The organism is Saccharopolyspora sp. NPDC045839 (genome assembly GCF_056431645.1).
Map to the genome: position 1 here is coordinate 249,578 of NZ_JBWKKH010000002.1, position 22,462 is coordinate 272,039.

General features: G+C 72.2%; 18 protein-coding genes. 14 read left to right on the forward strand and 4 right to left on the reverse strand.

Features of this window, described 5'->3' with window-relative positions:
• Positions 1–42: 42 nt before the first annotated feature.
• A complete protein-coding gene (gene selB / locus AC07EQ_RS04035) occupies positions 43–1,863 on the reverse strand; it encodes a selenocysteine-specific translation elongation factor (protein ID WP_478386453.1) in 1,821 nt (606 codons plus the stop codon).
• A complete protein-coding gene (selA, locus tag AC07EQ_RS04040) occupies positions 1,863–3,152 on the reverse strand; it encodes an L-seryl-tRNA(Sec) selenium transferase (RefSeq protein ID WP_478386454.1) in 1,290 nt (429 codons plus the stop codon). The genes selB and selA overlap by 1 nt, the downstream gene beginning before the upstream one ends.
• A 468-nt stretch (positions 3,153–3,620) precedes the next feature.
• On the opposite strand from selA, the gene AC07EQ_RS04045 reads away from it, so the two are divergent.
• From AC07EQ_RS04045 to AC07EQ_RS04060, 4 genes are all read left to right on the forward strand, one after another.
• Entirely contained in the window at positions 3,621–5,390 is a 1,770-nt protein-coding gene (locus AC07EQ_RS04045) for an SDR family oxidoreductase (protein WP_478386455.1), read from the forward strand.
• Between the two features lie 16 nt (positions 5,391–5,406).
• The gene (locus AC07EQ_RS04050) at positions 5,407–6,288 is read left to right on the forward strand and encodes a metal-dependent hydrolase (RefSeq protein WP_132483662.1); all 882 of its coding nucleotides are present in this window, start codon (positions 5,407–5,409) and stop codon (positions 6,286–6,288) included.
• On the forward strand, positions 6,288–7,343 hold the full coding sequence (locus tag AC07EQ_RS04055; RefSeq protein WP_478386456.1) for a PDR/VanB family oxidoreductase: 1,056 nt from the start codon (positions 6,288–6,290) through the stop codon (positions 7,341–7,343). The genes AC07EQ_RS04050 and AC07EQ_RS04055 overlap by 1 nt, the downstream gene beginning before the upstream one ends.
• A gap of 86 nt (positions 7,344–7,429) precedes the next feature.
• A complete protein-coding gene (locus tag AC07EQ_RS04060) occupies positions 7,430–8,056 on the forward strand; it encodes a pyridoxamine 5'-phosphate oxidase family protein (RefSeq protein ID WP_478386457.1) in 627 nt (208 codons plus the stop codon).
• On the opposite strand, the gene AC07EQ_RS04065 is transcribed toward AC07EQ_RS04060, so the two are convergent.
• Positions 8,040–8,729, reverse strand: a complete 690-nt coding sequence (locus tag AC07EQ_RS04065; protein WP_478386458.1) for a TetR/AcrR family transcriptional regulator — start codon at positions 8,727–8,729, stop codon at positions 8,040–8,042. The genes AC07EQ_RS04060 and AC07EQ_RS04065 overlap by 17 nt on opposite strands.
• Before the next feature lie 123 nt (positions 8,730–8,852).
• Between AC07EQ_RS04065 and fdh the strand changes: the two genes are divergently transcribed.
• From fdh to AC07EQ_RS04095, 6 genes are all read left to right on the forward strand, one after another.
• Positions 8,853–12,128, forward strand: coding sequence for a formate dehydrogenase (gene fdh, locus AC07EQ_RS04070; protein WP_478386459.1), 3,276 nt, complete (start codon positions 8,853–8,855; stop codon positions 12,126–12,128).
• A gap of 4 nt (positions 12,129–12,132) precedes the next feature.
• Positions 12,133–12,993 (forward strand): 4Fe-4S dicluster domain-containing protein, encoded by an 861-nt coding sequence (locus tag AC07EQ_RS04075; protein WP_478386460.1) that lies wholly within the window; start codon positions 12,133–12,135, stop codon positions 12,991–12,993.
• On the forward strand, positions 12,990–13,889 hold the full coding sequence (gene nrfD, locus AC07EQ_RS04080; RefSeq protein ID WP_478386461.1) for an NrfD/PsrC family molybdoenzyme membrane anchor subunit: 900 nt from the start codon (positions 12,990–12,992) through the stop codon (positions 13,887–13,889). The genes AC07EQ_RS04075 and nrfD overlap by 4 nt, the downstream gene beginning before the upstream one ends.
• Positions 13,890–13,955: 66 nt before the next feature.
• Positions 13,956–14,480, forward strand: coding sequence for a PadR family transcriptional regulator (locus tag AC07EQ_RS04085; RefSeq protein ID WP_363895856.1), 525 nt, complete (start codon positions 13,956–13,958; stop codon positions 14,478–14,480).
• A complete protein-coding gene (locus AC07EQ_RS04090; protein WP_478386462.1) occupies positions 14,477–15,187 on the forward strand; it encodes an ABC transporter ATP-binding protein in 711 nt (236 codons plus the stop codon). The genes AC07EQ_RS04085 and AC07EQ_RS04090 overlap by 4 nt, the downstream gene beginning before the upstream one ends.
• On the forward strand, positions 15,184–17,517 hold the full coding sequence (locus tag AC07EQ_RS04095) for an ABC transporter permease (RefSeq protein ID WP_478386463.1): 2,334 nt from the start codon (positions 15,184–15,186) through the stop codon (positions 17,515–17,517). Before AC07EQ_RS04090 ends, AC07EQ_RS04095 begins: the two co-directional genes overlap by 4 nt.
• Positions 17,518–17,732: 215 nt before the next feature.
• Here AC07EQ_RS04095 and AC07EQ_RS04100 read toward each other — a convergent pair whose 3' ends face one another.
• On the reverse strand, positions 17,733–18,377 hold the full coding sequence (locus tag AC07EQ_RS04100; RefSeq protein WP_478386464.1) for a DNA alkylation repair protein: 645 nt from the start codon (positions 18,375–18,377) through the stop codon (positions 17,733–17,735).
• A gap of 567 nt (positions 18,378–18,944) precedes the next feature.
• On the opposite strand from AC07EQ_RS04100, the gene AC07EQ_RS04105 reads away from it, so the two are divergent.
• The 4 genes from AC07EQ_RS04105 (at position 18,945) to AC07EQ_RS04120 (ending at position 22,460) form a co-directional block, all read left to right on the forward strand.
• On the forward strand, positions 18,945–19,589 hold the full coding sequence (locus tag AC07EQ_RS04105; RefSeq protein WP_478386465.1) for a transglycosylase family protein: 645 nt from the start codon (positions 18,945–18,947) through the stop codon (positions 19,587–19,589).
• Between the two features lie 574 nt (positions 19,590–20,163).
• Entirely contained in the window at positions 20,164–20,340 is a 177-nt protein-coding gene (locus AC07EQ_RS04110; RefSeq protein WP_358574098.1) for a hypothetical protein, read from the forward strand.
• Positions 20,341–20,403: 63 nt separating this feature from the next.
• A complete protein-coding gene (locus tag AC07EQ_RS04115; protein ID WP_478386466.1) occupies positions 20,404–21,738 on the forward strand; it encodes a MurT ligase domain-containing protein in 1,335 nt (444 codons plus the stop codon).
• Positions 21,735–22,460 (forward strand): type 1 glutamine amidotransferase, encoded by a 726-nt coding sequence (locus AC07EQ_RS04120; RefSeq protein ID WP_478386467.1) that lies wholly within the window; start codon positions 21,735–21,737, stop codon positions 22,458–22,460. The genes AC07EQ_RS04115 and AC07EQ_RS04120 overlap by 4 nt, the downstream gene beginning before the upstream one ends.
• Positions 22,461–22,462 lie beyond the last annotated feature (2 nt).

Sequence of the window (22,462 nt, forward strand, 5' to 3'; positions counted from 1 at the left end):
GTTCACCATGCGGTGATGGGCGCAAGATCGCAGAAGTCCTGCTCATCGCCGTGGCGTCGGGTTGCCCCCGGTATTTCCCGGGGCCCGGGGTGGGGAAACAACGCGGTGGGTGCCGTCGGCCAGCCGTTGCGTCCGGCCGCGGCGAGCGAGCAGTTCCAGCAAGGGAACCGCAACGCGGCGCGAGGTGTCCAGCGCCTGCCTGGCCTGGCTGAGCGTGAACGGCTCGGGCAGCCGCGCCAGCCGTGCCACGGCGGCCTCGTCGGCGCCCGGCAGGAGCACCAGGCCGGGAGCCAGGCGCAGTAGTGCGCCGGTGTGCGCGGCTGCGGCGAGTTCCTTCTCACCGAGGCCCAGTTCGGCGAGTTCGCCGGCGGTCGGGGCTTGGAACGGATGGTCGGCGAGCGCGCTCCGGATCGTCGCCACCGCGCGCTGCACGTGCTCGGGCAACCGGCTCCGCCCCTTGTGCAACCGCCCTTCGCGCAGAGCGATCCCGGCTGCTCGGGCGATCGGGGGCAACAGGTCCGGATCGGGCAGGTCGAGGGCGCGGCGGGCGGCTTCGGCGGGCATGCTGTCGTCCAGCGGGTGCGTCTCGTGGTGCCGTGCCAGCAGGTCGTCGAGGCGGCTGGCGAGTTCGTCGCGGTGCTCCTCGTCCAGCAGCCAAGGCCCGGGCCCGGGCGGGATGGCGCCCATCGCGCGCAGATCGTCGGCGCGGACCAGGCGGCGGCGCCGCAGCTCGACCGCGCCGTCGGGGCGGCCGTCCATGGTGTCCAGTTCGGCCGCCCGCGCGCGGGCCGCTCCGCGCCTGGTCAACCGCGGCGGGCGAACGTCGAGCACCACGAGTCCGCCGCAGATGCACCGGCTTCCCGGATCGCGCAGCAGGGCTCGGTCGCCGATCCGGAGGGGCAGCGGGGTGCGCAACGTCAGCCGCGCCGTGTCATGGCCGAGCGGCCGGACGCGGGCCCCGACCGCCGCCGCGCCGATGTGCAGCACCAGGTCGCGGGGGAGGCGTGGTGCCGCTCCGGTGCCGACGGAAGCGGGCGAGGTCGCCCGGTGGATCCGGACGTCGAGGACGTCGGTGGTCAGCCACCGGTCCGGGGTCAGCAGCGCGTCGCCGCGCCGCACCTGGTCGAGGTCCACGCCGCGGAGGTTGACCGCCACCCGCGCGACGGCGCCGACCTGGTGTTCGGATGAGCCGAGCGCCTGCAGGCCCCGGACCGTCGCTTCCACCCCGGCGGGATGCAGCCGGAGCCGGGCATCTTCGCGGAGGGTTCCTGCCGGGAGGGTGCCGGTCACGACCGTTCCGGCGCCGCGGATGGTGAACGCGCGATCCACCCAGAGCCGCACATCGGCATCCGGGTCGGCCGCGGGTAGCCGGTGGACGAGCTCGTCGATCTGGTGCCGCAGCTCGTCCAGGCCGGCACCGGTGCGTCCGCTGACGTGCACGGCGGGGATGCCGGCGAGCGACGTGCCGCGGAGCCGTTCGCGGGCCTGCTCGGCGGCGGGGCCGGGATCGGCCAGGTCGCAGCGGGTGACGGCGAGCAGGCCGTGCCGGACGCCGAGGGCGGCCAAGGCGTCCAGGTGCTCGCCGGACTGCGGCATCCAGCCCTCGTCGGCGGCGACTACGAACAGCACCGCGGGCACCGGCCCGACCCCGGCCAGCATGTTCGGCACGAACCGCTCGTGGCCGGGCACGTCGACGAAGGCCGCGGTGCAGCCGTCCGGCAGGCGGGTCCACGCGAACCCGAGGTCGATGGTCAGGCCCCGGCGGCGCTCCTCCGCCCACCGGTCCGGCTCCATCCCGGTCAGCTCGCGGATCAGCGTGGACTTGCCGTGGTCCACGTGCCCTGCGGTGGCGATGACGTGCATCAGGCCACCGCCAGCACCGCGCGATGCAGCAGTTCGTCGTGTTCGGGGGCCAGCGCGGCCAGGTCGAGCAGGCAGCGGTCGCGTTCGACGCGGGCGAGGACGGGAGGGTGTCCTTCGCGCAGGAGTTTCGCGAAGCGATCGGGGAGCGCGACGGCCGCGCTGGGCAGCGTGACGCCGGGGGCTCCGCCGCCGCCGGCGGTCGCCTCGCTGTGCTGAGCCGAGGCCGGGACACCGGCTGCGGTCAGCAGGTCCGCGAGCCGTTCGGCGCGGCGCAACAGGTCGGCCCGGTCCTGCCGGAGCCGCTGCGCTGTCGGCGTGCTCGGACCCCGCACGGTGGCCTCCAGCGCGGCGAGGGTGAGCTTGTCGACGCGCAGCGCACGCGCCAGCGGATGCCGCCGGAGGCGGTGCACGATCTCGGCCCCGCCCAGCAGCAGCCCGGCCTGCGGCCCGCCGAGGAGCTTGTCGCCGCTGGCGATGACCAGATCGGCCCCGTCGGAAAGCGTCGTGGTCGCATCGGGTTCCCGAGGCAGGGCGGGATGCGGGTGCAGCAAGCCCGATCCGATGTCGGCGACCACGGGCACCCCGAGTTCGCGCAGCGCGGCCACCGGCACGGACGAGGTGAAACCGGTGATCACGAAGTTCGACGGGTGCACCTTGAGGACGAAGCCGGTGTCCGGTCCGAGCGCCGCCCGGTAGTCGTCGAGCCGGACCCGGTTGGTGGTGCCGACCTCGCGCAGCCGGGCGCCGGTGGCGGTGAGCAGTTCGGGGATGCGGAACCCGTCGCCGATCTCGACCATTTCGCCGCGTGCCAACACGATTTCGCGGCCCTGCGCGAGCGCGGTCGCCGTCAGGGCGAGCGCCGCGGCGCCGTTGTTGACCACGTGCGCGGCTTCGGCGCGCGGCACGACTGCCAGCAGCGCGGCGATGGCGGCCGCGCCGCGCGGGCCGCGCCGGCCGGTGTGCAGGTCGAGTTCGACGTCCGTGGTCCCGGCGGCCTGTTGCAGGGCGTGGATCGCCGCGTCCGACAGCGGCGCGCGGCCGAGGTTGGTGTGCAGCAGGACGCCGGTCGCGTTGAGCACCGGCCGGATGCTCGACGCGGATTCCGGTAGCGCGGCAAGGGTTTCCGCGACGACCCGGTCCGGCGCGATCTCGCCGCTGCGGGCGCGTTCCTGCGCCGCGTGCACGGCCTGCTTGACCAGCCGGTGGCCCAGCCGCCCGGCCGCGGCGGCCACCTCGGGATCGGCCAGCACCCGGTCGGTGCCCGGCACCAGCTGCCGCGGATCGGCCATGCCCCGGACTATAGAGCCTGTTTCTGAACTTGTTTTGCGTGGCGGTGCGGGTGGCGGAACCTCAGGTGCCTTCTCGCTGTGGGATCCCCGACATCATGAATGCCAATTCACCACGTCGGGGCTGTCCTCGCGAGAAGACACCTGAGAACCCGCAGCGGTGCAAGCGGCGAGGGTGGGCTAAGCGGCTGCGCCGCTTCAAAGACAAAGCCCCGCGACACCACACCTCACACCACGACATCCAAAACAGCCTCTATCTATAGGAGCTGTTCCGGATGCGGTCGCGCGGGCGATGCGCCGGAGCTTCCCTCGACGTGCCGAAGCCACGTGGTGGAAGCGGCGTTTTCGCGCGAAAGCGGCGCCCGGCAGGCGTGGGGGACGCCGGTTTCGCGCGAAAGCGGCGCGCTGGCCGGGCGCCGGAACAAGTCGACTGTGACAATGACTGTTGACAAGGTCTGTACTCTTCGGGGTATGGCTCGCACGCCGCGCGAAGCGGATTCCGGCAGGTGGATCGACACCGGCGATGGGCTGCGGTTGGCCGTGCGGGAGCACGGCGACCCGGCCGCCCCGACGCTGCTCGCGGTGCACGGCTATCCCGACGACCGCTCGATCTGGGACGGCGCGGTGGCGGCGCTGTCCGGGCGGTACCGGGTGGTCACCTACGACGTGCGCGGGGCGGGGGAGTCCGACAAGCCCCGCGGCACCGACGCCTACCTGCTGGACCGGCTCGCCGACGACCTGCGCCGCGTCGCCGACGCGGTGAGCCCGGAGCGGCCGGTGCACCTGCTGGCCCACGACTGGGGCTCGGTCCAGGCGTGGCACGCGGTCACCGATCCGCGGCTGGCCCACCGGTTCGCCTCGTTCACGTCGATCTCCGGGCCCTGCCTGGACCACGTGGGCCGGTGGATGCGGGCCAAGCTGCACCGGCCCACGCCGCGCGGGCTGCGCGATCTGGTCGCGCAGCTGATCTTCTCGGGCTACATCGGCTTCTTCCAGCTCCCGGTCCTGCCCGAGCTGGCGTGGCGGACCGGGGCGCTGCCCAAGCTGATCGGGGCGCTGGAGCGGCTCGATCCCCGCACGGCGGCGAACCCGACGCGCCCCGCGTTGTCCGACGGCCTGCACGGCTTGCAGCTGTACCGGGCGAACATGCGGTCCCGGCTGGGCAAACCGGGGGAGCGCCGCGCCGAGATCCCGGTGCAGGTCCTCGCGCCCGGTGGCGATCCGTTCGTGTCGACGCCCCTGCAGACCGGGATCGCGCCGTGGGTGCCGAACCTGCGGGTGCGCCGGCTGCCGGGCGGCCACTGGCTGCCGCGAAGCCGGCCGGAGCTCGTCGCGCGGTGCGCCGCGGAACTCGTCGACCACGTCGAAGGCGGCGCGGAGCCGCGAGGCCTGCGGGCCGCCCGGATCCGCCCGGGGCGCCACCACTTCCAGGACCGGCTGGTGGTGATCACCGGCGCGGGCGGCGGGATCGGCCGGGCGACGGCGCTGGCCTTCGCCGCGCAAGGCGCGCACGTGGTCACCGCCGACATCGACGAGACCGCCGCCAAGGCCACCGCGGAGCTGGTCGCGCGCACCGGCGCGGGCGCCACCCCCTACCGCGTCGACGTGGCCGACCAGGCGGGTATGGAGGGCTTCGCCGAGCACGTGCACGCCGAACTCGGCACCCCGGACGTGGTGGTGAACAACGCGGGCATCGGCGTCGCCGGGTCCTTCGTGGACACCGAGGTGGCGGACTGGGAACGCGTCATCGACATCAACCTGTGGGGCGTCATCCACGGTTGCCGGCTGTTCGCCGAGCAGATGATCGACCGCGGCGAGGGCGGACGGATCGTCAACGTCGCCTCCGCCGCCGCGTACCTGCCGTCGAAGCTGCTCCCGGCCTACAGCACCACGAAGGCGGCGGTGCTGGCGCTCAGCGAATGCCTGCGCGCCGAGCTGGCCGCCGACGGGATCAAGGTGACCGCGATCTGCCCCGGGCTGATCAACACCGGGATCACCGGCAGCACCCGGTTCGTCGGCGTCGCCGACGCCGAGCAGGACCGGCGCCGCCGCGCGGCCGAGCAGCTCTACCAGCGGCGGAACTTCACGCCCGAGCGCGCCGCCGCGGAGATCCTGCGCGCGGTCCGGCGCGACGCCGCGGTCGCGCCGATCACCGCCGAAGCCAAGGTCGGCCTGGTGCTGTCCCGGCTGACCCCCGGGCTGCTGCGCGCGGCGGCCCGGGCCGACCTGACGCCCCGCTGATTCGAGGAGGCCGGAGATGTCGCAGATCGATCCAGGGGAGCCGGACCGCGTCGCGCTGCAGGCCCGCGATGTCGCCTTCGACTGGGCCCAGCTGCCGATGCACTGGATTCCCGGCGAGCCGTTCGCCACCCACATGATCAACTTCCTGCATCTGGTGCTGCCGGAGGGCGAGCGCTGGTTCGTGGAGGTCTTCAAGCAGGCGATGCCGCTGATCAAGGACGACCGGCTGCTGGAGGACGTCCGCGGCTTCGTCGGCCAGGAGGCGATGCACGCCGAGTCGCACCAGGGCGTGCTGGACCACTTCGACGCGCACGGCCTGGACACCCGGCCCTACGTCGCGCAGGTCGGCTGGATGTTCCGCAAGATCCTCGGCGACCGGCCGCACACCGGCAAGCGCGCCGAGTCGTGGCTGGTGCAGCGGCTGGCGATGATCGCGGCGATCGAGCACTACACGGCGTTCCTCGGCCAGTGGGTGCTGGACGCGGCGGAGCTCGACGCCGCAGGCGCCGACCCGACGATGCTCGACCTGCTGCGCTGGCACGGCGCCGAGGAGGTCGAGCACCGGTCGGTCGCCTACGACCTCTACATGCACGTCGACGGTGGCTACCTGCAGCGCTGCCGGACGATGGCGATCGCGATCACGGTGCTGGCCATCCTGTGGGCGCGAGGCGTCCGCTACCTGATGGCGCACGACCCGGTGCTGCGCGGCCGCCGCAAGCCGCGCTTCCGCGACATGCTGCGCACCGGGAGGCTCGGGCTGACGCCCGGCTACTGGCAGATGCTGAAGGCGATCCCGCCCTACTTCCGCCGTTCCTACCACCCGTCGCAGCACGGTTCGACCAGCCAGGCGGTGGCGTACCTGGCGAAGTCGCCCGCCGCGCAAGCGGCCGAGCACTGATGGCCGAGGTCGATCGCGCCGTGCCGCCGGCGCTCACCCACGCCGGCCCGGACCGGTTCCTCTGGGTGCTCGACAAGCTGACCACGGCCGTGGAATGGCTGCACCGCAACGACCGCCGCGACCACCCGCCGGTCCGGCCGGTCGACCGCGACATCCCGCTGCTGGTGTCGGAGGTGCGCGCCGAAGCGGACGAGGTGATCAGCCTGCGGCTGACGAGCCGCAGCGGCGCGCCGCTGCCGGCCTGGCAGCCCGGCGCGCACCTCGACGTGGTGCTGCCCTCCGGGCGCAAGCGCCAGTACTCGCTGTGCGGGGATCCCGGCGACCGCGGGCACTACCGGATCGCGGTCCGGCGGCTGGCCGACGGCGGCGGATCGCGCGAGATCCACGACGAGATCCGCTCCGGCAGCCGGATCCTCGCGCGCGGGCCGCGCAACGCGTTCCCGTTCGTCACCGCGCCGCGCTACCTGTTCATCGCGGGCGGCATCGGCATCACGCCGATCCTGCCGATGGTCCGCACCGCCGCGGCGCGCGGCGCGGACTGGCGGCTGGTCTACACCGGACGGTCGCGCGAGTCGATGCCGTTCCTCGGCGAGCTGGCGGCGCTGGACCCGGCGCGCGTCTGGGCCCGGCCGGACACCGAGTTCGGCATCCCGGCCTCCGGCGCGGAACTGCTGGAGCACTGCCCGCCCGACGCGGCGGTGTACTGCTGCGGGCCGATCCCGATGATCACCGGCGTGCGGGTCGATCTGCCCGGCAGCGCGGCGGATTCGCTGCACTGGGAGCGGTTCTCGGCGCCGCCGATCGTCGACGGCCGCCCGTTCACCGTCGAGTTGGCCCGCACCGGCGAGACCGTCGAGGTGCCCGCGGACCGGTCGGCGCTGGACGTGATCGGCGAGGTCCTGCCGCAGGTGCCCTACTCCTGCCGCCAGGGCTTCTGCGGCACTTGCCACGTCCGGGTCCTCGCCGGGGAGGTCGACCGCCGGGGCCGGGCCGAGGTCGACCGGATGGCGATCTGCACCTCCCGCGCGACGGGCCGGGTCGTGCTCGACCTCTGAACCGATCGCAGCGACGAAAACCACTCTCGGCGATGCTCCCCGGTGTCGTACGGTCTGAGGCGGAAGATCGATCTTGGGGAGAAGCCATGGAGCTCACTGGTCTGGTGGAGATCACGTCGGTCGACGAACTGCGCGAGATCGTCGGCGAGCCGCTGCAGCGCGTCGCGGACAAGGCGCGCCCCGGCCTGCACGAGCTGGACCGGCAGTGGCTCGCGGCCTCGCCGTTCTGCCTGATCGCGACCTCCGCCGCGGACGGCACGTGCGACGTCTCGCCGAAGGGCGACCCGGCCGGGTTCACGCTGGCGCTGGACGACCGGACGATCGCCATCCCGGACCGGCCGGGCAACCGGCGCGTCGACGGCTTCCGCAACGTGCTGTCGAACCCGCACGTCGGCCTGATCTACTTCATCCCCGGCCGCGGCGACACGCTGCGCATCAACGGCCGCGCGCGGCTGGTGCGCGACGCGCCGTTCTTCGACGAGATGGTGGTCAAGGGCCACCGCCCGGCGCTGGCGCTGGTGGTGGAGATCGACGAGGTCTTCCACCACTGCTCGAAGGCGTTCCTGCGCTCCGCGCTGTGGAAGTCCGAAACGTGGGAGCCGGGCGCCGTGGCCTCCCGCGCGCAGATCGCCAAGTTCCTGGAGCGCCCGGAGGACTCGCTGGCGGAACTGGAGCGCTACTACGGCCCGTCCTACGTCAACGGTCTCTACTGACGGGCCGTCGGCGCGCCGGACCCCGGACCGCCGAACCGACCACGTCGGCGGCCTGGGCCAGGCCACCGGCGGTCTCGTCCAGCACCTGGGCGAGGATCTCGCGCAGCGGCGTGCCGCCGGTGCCGACCAGCCAGCTGTGCATGGCCGAGCCGAAGCAGCTCATCAGGGTGATCGAGTAGGCGACCGTGCGCGGGTCGTCGCCGCCGGCGCCCGTCCGTTCCGCGACCAGCGCAGCCATGTCCTGGACCCAGCGCTGCCTGATGAGGTGCAGCTCGTAGTCGCCGGCGTGCTCGAGGCCGTCCAGCAGCTCGGCGCGCATCAGGTGCTGCGCGCGGTCCTGTTCGATGCGTTCGGCCGCGTCCAGCAGCGCCGCGGCCAGCGATCGCATCGGGTGCTCGCCGGCGGGCCGGGCGGCCAGCGCTTCGCGCATCCGTTCGGTCTCGCGGCCCGGGTCGCCGAAGAGCACGGCGTCCTTGCTGGGGAAGTGGCGGAAGAACGTGCGCGGGGCGATGTCGGCGGCCTCGGCGATCTGCTCCACCGTGGTGCTGGCGAAGCCCTGCTCGGCGAACAGCTTCAGGGCCGCCGCTTCGATGGCCGCGCGGGTGCGCATGGTCCGGCGATGGCGGCGGTCCTGGGGCCGGGAAGCCGGGTTCTCCGCCGCAGCGGCCGTCATACCTGCCAGATTCGTCCCGGCTCCGGCCCGGGTCAAGCGCCTTCGTCCCAGGTCGCGGGCGTCGAGCTTGCGTCGCCCGGCCGCCGGGTTTCTCCTGGAACCACGCGTGTGGGGAGAACGGCGATGGCGGAGTGGTTGCGGTGGCCGGTGGTTCGCCAGCTGACCGGGGCGGACCCGCTGGGCAGGGGCCCGGCGGCCCGGTCGCGGCGCACCGATGAGCGGCGCGCACGCACCGAGGACGCCGACGCGGTGGTCCGTTCGGTGTGCCCGTACTGCGCGGTGGGCTGCGGCCAGCGGGTCTTCGTCCAGGACGGCGCCGTAACCCAGATCGAGGGCGATCCCGATTCGCCGATCAGCCGCGGCCGGCTGTGCCCCAAGGGCTCGGCGAGCCGCGAGCTCGTGACCTCGCCGCTGCGGCAGACCAAGGTCCGCTACCGCCGCCCGCACGGCACCGGGTGGGAGGACCTCGACCTCGACACCGCGCTGGACATGATCGCCGACCGGGTGCTGGCCACCCGGGCCGCCACCTGGCAGGACGCCGACGCCGACGGCCGGCCGCTGCGGCGCACGACGGGCATCGCGAGCCTCGGAGGAGCGACCCTCGACAACGAGGAGAACTACCTCATGAAGAAGCTCTACACCGCCCTCGGCGCGATCCAGGTGGAGAACCAGGCCCGCATTTGACACTCCTCCACGGTGCCCGGTCTGGGCACCTCGTTCGGGCGCGGCGGCGCCACCACGTTCCAGCAGGACCTCGCCAACTCCGACTGCGTCCTCATCCAGGGGTCCAACATGGCCGAGGCGCACCCGGTCGGCTTCCAGTGGGTGGTGGAGGCGAAGCGCCGCGGTGCCACGATCATCCACGTCGACCCGCGCTTCACCCGCACCTCGGCGCTGGCGCACCGGCACGTCGCGCTGCGCGCGGGCAGCGACATCGCGTTCCTCGGCGCGCTGATCAACCACGTCCTGACCAACGACGCCTACTTCCACGACTACGTCGTGGCCTACACGAACGCCCCGATGATCGTGGGCGAGGACTTCCGCGACACGGAGGACCTCGACGGCGTCTTCTCCGGCTTCGACCCCGAAGCGGGCAGCTACGACACGACGACCTGGCAGTACGAGGGCAGTTCCGCGGTGCCGTCGGTCGGCGGTCACGGCCCGGAGACCGCGGTGCCCACGACGCCGCACGGACGCGAGCGCGACGCCAGCCGCCCGGAGCGCACCGGCGCGGGCGGCCCGGTCTACCGCGGTCGCGCCGAGACCGACCCGACGCTGCAGGATCCCCGCTGCGTGTTCCAGCTGCTCAAACGGCACTACGCGCGCTACACGCCGGAAATGGTGGAGGAGGTGTGCGGCGTTCCGCGCGAGGACTTCGAGTGGGTGGCCGAGCAGCTCGTGGCGAACTCCGGCCGGGACCGCACCACGGCGATCGCCTACGCGGTCGGCTGGACGCACCACACGGTGGGCGTGCAGTACATCCGCGCCGCCTCCATCCTGCAGCTGCTGCTGGGCAACATCGGCCGGCCCGGAGGCGGGATCCTGGCGCTGCGCGGGCACGCCAGCATCCAGGGCTCGACCGACATCCCGACGCTGTTCAACCTGCTGCCCGGCTACATCCCGATGCCGCACGCGCACGCCGACTTCGACCTCGACACCTTCGTCGCGGCGGACGAGCTCGCGCGCGGCTACTGGGGAAACATGCGGTCCTACCTGGTCAGCCTGCTCAAGGCGTGGTGGGGCGAGCACGCCACGGCCGACAACGACTTCTGCTTCGACCGGCTGCCGCGGCTGACCGGCGACCACGGCACCTTCCAGACCGCGATCGATCAGATCGAGGGGCGCTGCAAGGGCTACTTCGTCGTCGGCGAGAACCCGGCGGTGGGCACGGCGAACGCCCGCCAGCAGCGGATGGGCCTGGCGAACCTGGACTGGCTCGTGGTGCGCGACCTCAACCTGATCGAGACGGCCACCTTCTGGCTGGACGGCCCGGAGATCGAGACCGGCGAGATGCGCACCGAGGACATCGGCACCGAGGTGTTCTTCCTGCCCGCCGCGGCGCACACCGAGAAGGACGGCACCTTCACCAACACCCAGCGGCTGCTGCAGTGGCACCACAAAGCCGTTGAACCGCACGCGGATCAGCGCAGCGACCTGTGGTTCTTCTACCACCTGGGACGGCGGATCCGGGAGAAGCTCGAACCCGGCGCCGAGCGGGACCGGGCACTGCTGGAGCTGACCTGGGACTACCCGGTCGAGGGCGACATCCGGGAGCCGAGCGCGGCGGCCGTGCTGCGGGAGATCAATGGCTTCGACGCCGCCGGCGACCCGCTGTCGTCCTACACTCAGCTGCGCCCGGACGGGTCCACCCGCTGCGGTTGCTGGATCTACTGCGGCGTTTTCGCCGACGGGATCAACCAGTCCGCGCGGCGTCGCCCGGGCGGCGAGCAGTCGTGGGTCGCGCCGGAGTGGGGCTGGGCGTGGCCGGCGAACCGGCGGCTGCTCTACAACCGGGCATCGGCCGATCCGGCCGGCCGGCCGTGGAGCGACCGGAAGGCCTACGTCTGGTGGGACGACGAGCGCGGCGAGTGGACCGGCCACGACATCCCGGACTTCGACCGGGCCAAGCGACCCGACTACCTGCCCGACCCGGACGCCACCGGGCCCGAGGGCATCGCGGGCACCGAGCCGTTCATCATGCAGAGCGACGGGCGCGGCTGGCTCTACGTCCCGGCCGGGCTGGTCGACGGCCCGCTGCCGGCGCACTACGAGCCGCAGGAATCGCCGCTGGAGAACCGGATCCACGCCGCCCAGCAGCGGAATCCGGCGCGGCAGGTGCGCTCGCGGCCGGAGAACCGCTACCAGCCCAGCGGCGCCGAACCCGGCAGCGAGGTGTTCCCGTACGTGTTCACCACGTTCCGGCTCACCGAGCACCACACCGCGGGCGGCATGAGCCGGTGGCTGGCGCACCTGTCCGAGCTGGCGCCGGCGATGTTCCTGGAGGTCTCCCCGGCGCTGGCGGCCGAGCGCGGGCTGCGGCACCTGGGCTGGGCGACCGTGATCACCGCCCGCAGCGCCATCGAGGGCCGCGTCCTGGTGACCGCCCGGATGCGGCCGCTGCGCCACGGCGAGCGCACCATCCACCAGATCGGCATCCCGTGGCACTGGGGGCCGAACGGCCTGACGACCGGCGACGCGGCGAACGAGCTGATCAACGTGGCGCTGGACCCGAACGTGCACATCATGGAGACGAAGGCCGGTGCCTGCGACATCCGGCCGGGCCGCCGCCCTCGCGGCGCGGCGCTGGTCCGCTACGTCGAGGAGTACCGCAGGCGGGCCGGGATCACGGAGCGCACCGGCACGGAGCACGCCGACAGCCCGAGGCGAGGAGGCGAGTGAGCGCGTGCAATCGAACCGGTTGAGCGGACCGCTGGCGGACCCGGCGGGGGAGGCGGGTTACCCGCCGGATCACCCCGACCGCGTCGGGTTCTTCACCGACACCAGCGTGTGCATCGGGTGCAAGGCGTGCGAGGTCGCCTGCAAGGAGTGGAACCTGCTGCCCGAGGACGGCCTCGACCTCACCGGGATGTCCTACGACAACACCGGCGCGCTCGGCGCGACGACGTGGCGGCACGTGGCCTTCGTCGAACAACACGGGTCCACTGTGGACCTGGGTATGCCGGGCATGGGCGAGGACCAGGTCCGCTGGCTGATGTCCTCGGACGTCTGCAAGCATTGCACCCACGCGGCATGCCTCGACGTCTGCCCGACGGGCGCGCTGATCCGCACCGAGTACGGCACGGTCCTGGTGCAGGACGACGTGTGCAACGGCTGCGGTTACTGCGTGCCCGCCTGCCCGTACGGGGTGATCGACGTGCGGCCGGACACCGGCGGCGCGGCCAAGTGCACGTTGTGCCAGGACCGGCTGGGCGCGGGGCTGATGCCCGCCTGCGCGACGGCGTGCCCGACGGAGTCCATCCAGTACGGCCCGCTCGACGAACTCCGCGACCGCGCGCAACTGCGCGTCGAAGAACTGCACGCCCAGGGCATCGCCGAGGCCAGGCTCTACGGGCACGACCCGGCCGACGGGGTCGGCGGCGACGGCGCGTTCTTCCTGCTGCTGGACGAGCCCGAGGTGTACGGGCTGCCGCCGGACCCGGTGGTGACGACGCGGGACCTGCCGTCGATGTGGCGGCACGCGGCGGGCGCGGCGCTGACCGCGGCGGCCGTGATCGCCGGGTGCTTCCTCGGGGGCAGGCGGTGAAGCGCGGCGACCGGCTGATGGTGCCGGAGGCGGAGTTCCGGTCCTACTACGGGCGCCCGGTGCTCAAGCAGCCGGTGTGGAAGGTGCCGGACGTTCCCGCGTACCTCTACCTCGGCGGGCTGGCGGGGGCGTCGTCGGCGATGGCGTTGTGCGCGGACCTCGCCGGATGCCGGCGGCTGGCGCGCTCCGGCAGGCTGACTGCGGCGGTCGGCGCGACGGCCAGCGTCGGGGCGCTGATCCACGACCTCGGGCGGCCGGCGCGGTTCCTGAACATGCTCCGGGTGCTGAAGCCGACCTCGCCGCTGAGCGTCGGGTCCTGGATCCTGGCGCCGTTCTCGGCGTTGTCCAGCGCAGCCGTGGCCAGCGAACTCACCGGGCGGCTCCCGGTTCTGGGCCGCGCGGCGGCCACCACGGCCGGGGTGATCGCGCCCGCGATGACGACCTACACCGCGGTGCTGCTGGCCGACACGGCGGTCCCGGGATGGCACGAGGCGTACCGCGAGCTGCCGTTCTTGTTCGCCGGGAGCGCCGTGTCGAGCGCGGGTGCGATCGGCATGCTCGCCGCGCCGGGCGAGTCCGGCCCGGCGCGGCGGATGGCGGTGGCCGGGGCGGCGCTGGAGTTCGCCGCCGCGCAGCGCATGCACGGGCGGATCGGGCTGGTCGGCGAGGTATACCGGCAGGGGCGCGCGGGCGCGGTGTGGCGTGCCGCCCGGGCGCTGACCGCCTTCGGTGCGGGAGCTGCGCTGTTCGCCGGGCGCAGCCGGGCGGCCGCGATCGCCTCGGGGCTGGGCCTGACCGCGGCCGCCGCCGCGACGCGGTACGCCGTCTTCGAGGCCGGTCGCGCGTCGGTCCGGGATCCCCGGTACACCGTGGTGCCGCAACGCGAACGCTCCTGACCAGCGGATTCTCCTGAACCGGAAGTCTATACACTCGATATATACATCGTGTGTATAGTTGCCGGCATGTCGATCAGTCTCACCTTGCTGGGGCTGCTGGAAGGTGGCCCCAGCTACGGATACGACTTGAAGCGCGCCTACGACGAGAGCTTCGGGCACGCCAAGTCGCTGGCCTACGGGCAGGTCTACTCGACGCTGTCCCGGCTGCTGCGGGACGAACTGGTCGAAGTGGACGGAGTCGAGTCCGGCGGGGGACCGGACCGCAAGCGCTACTCGATCACCGAGGCCGGCCGGCGCCGGATCGAGGAGTGGCTGTCCACTCCGGAGAAACCCGTGGCAGAACTCCACAACACGCTCTACGCCAAGGTCGTCCTCGCCGTCCGCTCCGGCCGCGACGCGACGGAGGTGCTCGACCGCCAGCGCGGCGCCCACCTGGCCCGCATGCGCGAACTGACCCGCCGCAAGGTCGAAGCCGAACCCGGCGAGCAGTTGGTGCACGACTACGCCCTCTTCCACCTGGAGGCGGACCTGCGGTGGCTCGAACTCGCCGTGACCCGCCTCGAGCCGCTCGCCCAGGAGGTTTCCCAGTGACCGAACCAGCGGTGACCCAGGCGCCCGCAGCCGAACCGCTGCTGCGCGGCACGGACCTGCACCTGTCCTTCGGCCCGACGCCGGCGCTGCGCGGCGTGTCCCTGTCCGTCTCGGCGGGGGAGATCGTCGCGGTGATGGGCGCGTCCGGGTCCGGGAAGTCGACCCTGCTGCACTGCCTGGCCGGCATCCGCCTGCCGCAGTCGGGCCAGATCAGCTACCGCGGCACGGAGCTGACGACGCTGTCCGACGAGCGGCGGAGCGCCCTGCGCCGCCAGGAGTTCGGCTTCATCTTCCAGTTCGGGCAGCTGGTGCCGGAGCTGACGGTGCGGGAGAACGTGGCGCTGCCGCTGCGGCTGTCCGGGATGGCGCGCCGCGAAGCGGAGTCCAAGGCCGCGTTGTGGCTGGAAGAGCTGGGGATCGCCGATGTGGCCCGGTCGCGGCCCGGCGACATCTCCGGCGGGCAGGGCCAGCGCGCGGCGCTGGCCAGGGCGCTGGTCGCCGAACCCAAGGTGATCTTCGCCGACGAGCCGACCGGGGCGCTGGACTCCGTCGGCGGCGAACAGGTGATGAAGCTGCTGACGCGCGCCGCGCGGGGCGCCCGCGCGGCGGTGGTGCTGGTGACCCACGAACCGCGCGTCGCCGCCTACGCGGACCGGGAGGTCGTGCTCCGCGACGGCAGCACCCAGCTCACCGGAGTGGCCCGATGACGACTGCGCAGGACTGGATGCGGGACCTGGCCTTCGGGCTCCGCTTGGCGGTGACCGGCCGGCGGGCATGGGGACGGCTGGTGGTCACCGCCGCGGGTGTCGGGCTCGGCGTGGCGCTGCTGCTGGCGGCGGCCTCGATCCCGAACGTCAACTCCTCCCGCGATGCCCGGTTCGACGCGAGGTGGGGTGCCGGCGCCGCCACCGGGGACGTCGCATCGGTGCTGGTGGCGGAAACCTCGACGCAGTTCCGGAACGAGGGGATCCAGGGGCTGTGGGTGCAGAACCAGCGTCCCGACGGGCCGGTTGCTCCCGGGCTGCACCAGAATCCGCGGCCGGGAGAGGTGGTGGTCTCGCCGGCGTTGCAGGAGCTCCTCTCCGGACCGGGCGGCGCGCTGCTGCAGCCGAGGTTCCCCAACGTGGTCGGCGTCGTCGGCGCCGAGGGCCTGCTCGACCCCAGCGAGCTCTTCTTCTACGCCGGAACCGATGCGCTTTCGCCGCAGAGCAGCAACGTCAACGGGGTGGTGGACCACTTCGGAGAGGCCCCGGGGCACAGTCGCACGACGTTCTCCACGGACGAGTGGCTCATACTCGCCCTCGGCCTGGCCGCGCTGCTGGTGCCGATCGTGGTGTACGTGGCGGCCACCGCGCGACTGGCCGAGACCGCGCGGCAGCGCCGGTTGTCGGCGATGCGGCTGGTCGGTGCCGGCGGCGAGCAGATCCGCCGGATGGCGGCGGGTGAAGCGCTGGCGGGCGCGCTGCTGGGCGTCGTGCTGGGTTGGGCGCTGTTCTTCCTCGGCAGGACGTTCGCGACCGGAGTGACCGTCGTGAGGACTGCCGTCTTCGACTTCGACATCACCCCGGTGTGGTGGCTCGCCGTGCTCGTGACGGTCGGCATCCCGGCCGTCGCCGTCGTCATCACGATCGGTTCCCTGGCACAGACCATCGCCGACCCGCTGGACGTGACCCGCCGGACGGTGTCGCGGCGGCGTCGCCTGGGCTGGCGCCTGGTGCCGCTCGGGCTGGGCCTGCTGGGACTGCTGGCCGTCACCATGGGTTTCGACGGCGTGGACGACCTGCCGCTGTTCGTCGTCTCCGTGGTGCTCGTGCTGGTCGGGATCCCGGTGCTGCTGCCGTGGTGCGTCGAGCGCGCGGTCGGGCGCCTGCGCGGCGGCTCGACGGCGTGGCAGCTGGCGATCGGACGGCTGCAGCTGGCCAGCGGTCCCGCCGCGCGGTCGGTCAGTGCGATCGCAGTCGTGGTCGCGGGCGTGATCGCCCTGCAGACGCTGGTGGCCTCGGTCGAAGCCGAACGCGCGGACCGCGGCACTACGCGCGAAGCGGTGCGCCCGGCGTCGGCCGAGGGACAGATCACCGGCGAACGACCGGCCGATCCCGCCGAGATCGGGCGGATCGAGCAGGAGGTGCGATCGCTGCCCGGCATCGACGACGTGCAGGTCGCGACGATGGCCCACGTCACGGGCCAGGATCAGGAGACCGGCACGTTGCTCATCGCCGACTGCGCGCAGATCGCCCGGTTGCTCTCGGTGCCGGACTGCCGGGACGGCGACGCGTTCGTCCCGGCAGGGCACAGCCCGCTGCGGCCAGGCGAGCGCGTGGAGCTGGCGGAATCGTCGTACGGACGGGAGTTCCGCTCGAGCACGCCACCGCCGGTCTGGAACGTGCCGGCGTCGGTGCGGCCGGCGTCCGCGCCGTTCAGGTTCGGCAGCGAGGACATAGCGATGGTGCTGACCCCGTCTGCGGGCGTCCCGGAGGAAGCCCAGAACCTGGATGTGTACATGCGTCTCGACCCGGCGGCCCCGAACGACCTGGAAGAACGCGTCCGCAACGTCTCTGCGGCACATCTCGCCGACTACAGCGTCTGGATCACGACGACCGGCGACAGGGGCATGGCCTCGGATGCGGAGTCGGCCCTGGTCGCGATCCGCGCTGCACTGCTGGCGGGCGCCCTGCTCACCTTCGCGCTCATCGGGTGCAGCCTGTTCGTCTCGGCGGCCGAGCAGATCCAGGAACGACGCAGGCCGCTGGCCGTGCTCGCGGCGGTGGGCGTCCCGAGGCGAACCCTGTGGCGGTCGCAACTCCTGCAGAACGCGGTCCCGATGCTCGTCGCAACGGCGCTGGCGACGGTGGTCGGCATGCTGCTCGGCGCGCTGACGACGGTGGCCACGGACATGGGGAAGGGACAGATCGTCTTCGACCTGCCCGGCATGCTCGGCCTCTTCGCGTTCGCGGCAGCGGCGGTCCTGGTCGTAACGGCCCTGACCCTCCCGGCGCTCGGCCGAGCCGCCCACCCGACGGGTCTCCGCACCGAGTGACCCCGCCGGACGAGTAGCCCCGAGTCGATGGGGCGCCTCCTGCTGATATCGGCAGGAGGCGCCCCATCATAAGTTTGTGCGATCTATAATTTCAGTGTTGAATGAAATTATCCCTCGTCCCTCGATGGGTCCTGAGCTTCGGAACGAGGCCGAAGGCCGAATCCCTCCGTGAGGATGCGGTCGGTGGTGTCCTCCAGCCCGGGTGCGAGGCCTTCCTACTCGTCTTGCTGCCGGCGCACCATCTCGGTGATCCAGATGGGCGCGAACGGTGACGTGCAGTTCGGTGGGGTCGGGTAGTCCTTGAGCACCTCAAGGCGCTCACCGATGTCGAGTGCCTGGGCGCGGTGCTCGGCGTGACCGATCCCGATCTGGGCCAGGCAGCTGTTCATCGCCCACTGCAGGCGGTCCGGGGCGTCTTTCATCTCCGTCTCGATGACGTCGAGCAGCTCCGCGAGGTCGAGACCCTCGGGCTTCTTCGCCACGCGTTCGGTGGTCAGCGCCCAGCCGGCGCTCGCGACCACCGGATCCGGATCCGCGGACCAGACCAGGCGCAGCTCTTCGGCGTGCGAGCTCTTCTTCACCACGTAATTCACGAGCCAGTCGTGCACCTTGGGTGTGCGCGCCTCGCGCAACATGACGTCCAGCTCTTCGCGCTCGAACGCCTTCGGGCGGCAGATCAGGGTCGCTAGCAGCTTCGCGGCGGTGTCATCCGTCTCCCAGAGCCGGCGCGCGAGTTCCTGCTGCGTCTTCAGCCGCTTCGCGAGCGCACGCAGCTTGCCGAGGTTCACACCGTGATCGTCACCGTGCTTCTCGTTCACCCTGCGCGCCTTCGGGTCCTCGAGTGCGGCCAGCTCGGCCATCACCTCGGCCACCGACGTCTCAGCCACCTCGGCCTCCTGTCCATCACGTGTGGGATCAGCCTATGAGGCAAGGGATGTGGTGCCGGGCAATTCGGGCTCTTCGGACGAGGTGCAGAGCCTTTGCTCGGTCTTTTCGGTGTGCCCGCGTGAACTGATCGAATGCGTCCGGGGACACTCCGTGAGCACTCAATAGGGTGAGTCGTGGCTCATGTCTCACCGTGGGTGATTGGTTTTCCGGGGGCGAGCTCATCGTCGATCAAGAAATGAGCTGGAAAAACCCCGTCATCGCGGCGATCTTGTCGATGTTTCTATGACGATGGCCACTCGCCGATGGTTTGGTCCTCGGTTTCCGGCTACGTAGCGTGGCCCCTCGTCGGCGCCCCCGAGCCGACGAGCAAGACCGGAAGTCCGCTTCGCCGAACCCTGCCCAGCGGCCCTTCCGATCCCCGACACGTGCATCAGGGCAGGGACCTGACGACGACGGCGAACCCGGCGTCCGGCCGAGCAGTCTCGGCCGCGTCGATCGCCGCCCCGGCGTCAGCGCAGGCATCGCTGGAGACGAAGAACATGGCTAGCTCCCGAGGCAAGCACCGCAAGTCCACCACCGGCCGCAACGTCGCGCGGGTCGCCCTCGCCGGCGCGGTCGTCGCCGCCCCGTTCGCCCTGGCCCTGCCGGCCAACGCCGCGTCGCAGTCCACCTGGGACGCCGTCGCGAAGTGCGAGAGCGGTGGCAACTGGTCGATCAACACCGGCAACGGCTACTACGGCGGCCTGCAGTTCAACCAGTCCACCTGGGCCGCCTACGGTGGCACCAGCTACGCCTCGAACGCCTCGCAGGCCAGCCGCGAGCAGCAGATCGCGGTCGCCGAGCGCGTGCTGCAGAAGCAGGGCCCGGGCGCCTGGCCGGTGTGCTCGAAGAAGGCGGGTCTGACGGCCGGCGGCGGCCTGCAGAACCAGAGCGTCTCTTCGACCACCACGAAGAAGACCACTCCGAAGACGGAGACCAAGCCCAAGGTCAAGACCGAGACCAAGAAGACCGAGGTCAAGAAGACCGTTCAGGTCGAGGGCGCCTACACCGTGCAGGCCGGCGACACGCTGAGCTCGATCGGTGCCGAGTTCGACGTCAGCTGGCAGTCGATCTTCGAGAAGAACCACGGCGTCGTCAGCGACGCCAACCTGATCTTCCCGGGTCAGCAGCTGACCGTGAAGTGACCCGTCCGGTCCGCGTGACCGGGCGACCGCAAGGGACCCCGCCTGCCTCTCTCCGGCGGGGTCCCTTGCACTTCCGGTCGAGGCGCGGGAACGGGCTCATTTCAGCTTGCGGCGGCGCAGGTCGCTGCGGATGTCCCACGCGGTCCAGCTGACGCCACCCAGGGCGAGGCCGGACATCAGGATCAGCACCAGGGCTTCGGTCACGGCGGGCTCCCTTCGAGCGGGACCGTCGGAGTGCTTCCCGAGCCTAATGACCGTTCCGTTGATCGCCGAACGTGTCGAGTTTTCAAACCCGATCGGGCGAAGTGTCCACATCGTCCGATCGTCGCGGGCACCTCGAATTCCGCATGTCCGAGGCGAATTCGGCGCGCGATTCGAACGCGCGTCCCGTCACTCGCCTTGCACGTTCCGTGTCTTCCGGTCATCACCCGGGATGAATGCTGCCCGGCAGGGTGATTCATCGGCATGTTGGGACCGGTCGCATCGCCCGTTGCCCCGATCATTCTCGTGATCAAGCCCGGCCGCGCGCTCGGTGCGGGAAAGGGCACCTGCCGCGGGAAAGGGGGAGAGCAAGATGGACGCAGGTCATTACGCCGCGCTGGTGGAGGTGACCGCCCTGGGCGGCTGGGTCGGCCCGGCGACGATCGTCGCCGGTGCCCTGCTGCTGATCGTCGCGCTGTTTCGCCGAACGCGCGCCACACTGGCGAAGAAGCGACGGACGGCGCGCCCGAGTGCGGCCCATTGGTGGTGACGCGTCGTCCGGAGCTGACCTAGGCGTGTCGCGCGTGTGCGGGCGCCGAGGGGGGAGGGACGCATGACCGACACCACGCGGGACTCAAGGGAGGCGGCGGAGCGCGCCCCGACCGCAGACCGGCCGACCGATCAGAGCTGGCGGGTCGTCCCGGCACCGCCGATGCGCAGGGCGCAGCGCCAGGACCTGCGCACCGCCATCGCCGTCGATCTGGGGCGGCTGGCGGCGTCGATGTCGCGGCGGCTCGGCATGGGCAGCGGCGGGATGATCGGTGGCCGACTCGCGCTGAGCGTACAACCGAGAGCCCTGCGCAGGCTGGCAACCGGACGGCGTGTCGTGATGGTCACCGGGACGAACGGCAAGACAACGACCACACAGATGGTGGCCGAGGCGCTGCGCTCGCAGGCTCCTGCCGTCAGCAACGGCACCGGCGCGAACATGCTCGACGGACACGTCGCCGCGCTGATGACCAGGCCGGACGCCCCGTTCGCCGCGCTGGAGGTCGACGAGCTGCACCTGGCGCAGGTGACCGAGCAGTTCGAGCCGGCCGTGATCCTGTTGCTCAACCTCAGCCGGGACCAGCTCGACCGGGTCGGCGAGATCCGCACCGTCGCAGCGAGCCTGCGGCGCGCCCTGGCGCGGGCGCCGGGCGCGCAGGTGATCGCGAACCGGGACGACCCGAACATCGTCTTCGCCGCCGCCGGTCACCCCGCGGTCACCTGGATCTCCGGTGGCGCGCGCTGGAAGGACGACGCGCTGAACTGCCCGAACTGCGGCGCGTTCATCGGCGACACCGACCGGGACTGGCGCTGCGCCTGCGGCTTGGCGCGTCCCGCCGCGGACTGGACGGTCACCGGAGCCGGCGCGGTGTCCGCCGACGGCTCCCACCACGAGCTCGCACTGTCGCTGCCGGGCCACGTCAACCGGGTCAACGCGACGTTCGCACTGGCCGCGGCGCTGCACCTGGGCTGCGACGAGGACGCGTCGCTGGCACGGATCGGGCGGATCTCGGAGGCCGCCGGCCGGTACCAGACGGTCCGGCTCGCCGGGCGGGACGCCCGGCTGCTGCTGGCGAAGAATCCGGCCAGCTGGCTGGAGATGCTCGACCTCGTCGGCGGTGGCGACGAACCGCTGGTGCTGGTGGTCAACAGCCGGGAGGCGGACGGCTACGACGTTTCCTGGCTGTGGGACGTGGATTTCGAGGTGCTGCGCGACCGGCCGGTCCGGGTGGCGGGGGACCGGGCGCTGGATCTGGCGGTGCGGCTGCGCTACGCGGAGGTGCCCTGCGCCGTGTCGTCCGATGTGGACCAGGCGCTGGCCGGGTCGGCCACCGGCGTGCCGGACGTGATAGCCAACTACACCGCCTTCCGCGACCTCGTGACCAGGAGCCGGCGATGATGCGCGACCGCGTCCGGCTCGCGCTGGTGCTGCCCGACCTGCTGGGCACGTACGGAGACCGGGGCAACGTGCTGGTGCTGGCGCAGCGGCTGAAGTGGCGCAACATCGACAGCGAGACGGTGACGGTGCTCTCCGATTCCGCCTCGGTGCCGGAGTCCTGCGACCTGTACCTGATCGGCGGCGGGGAGGACGTCGCGCAGGTGGCCGCGGTCCGTTTCCTGCACCGCGGTCCGGGGCTGCGGCGCGCGGTGGAACGCGGCTCCCCGGTACTGGGCATCTGCGGCGGCCTGCAGGTGCTCGGGACGAGCTTCGTCACCGGCGACGGCGTGCAGCACGCCGGCCTGGGCGTGGTCGACGCGGCCACCGAGCCGGGTAGTGGGCGCGCGATCGGCGAGGTGACCACGCAGTCCACCCTGGGCGGCGTCGGAATGCTCACCGGGTTCGAGAACCACCTCGGCCGCACCCGGGTCGGCCCCGGCTCGCAGCCGCTGGGGCGGGTGACGCGCGGCATCGGCAACGGTCACGACGATGCCGAAGGCGCGATCCGCGGGCACGTCGTGTGCACCTACCTGCACGGACCGGTGCTGGCGCGCAATCCGAAGCTGGCCGATCTGCTGCTGGAATGGGCGATCGGCGAACCCCTGGAGCCGCTGCCCGATCCTCCGGAGCTGCGTGCGCTTCGCGCCGAACGAACCCGGCCGCACGTCCGCAACCGCAAGTGACC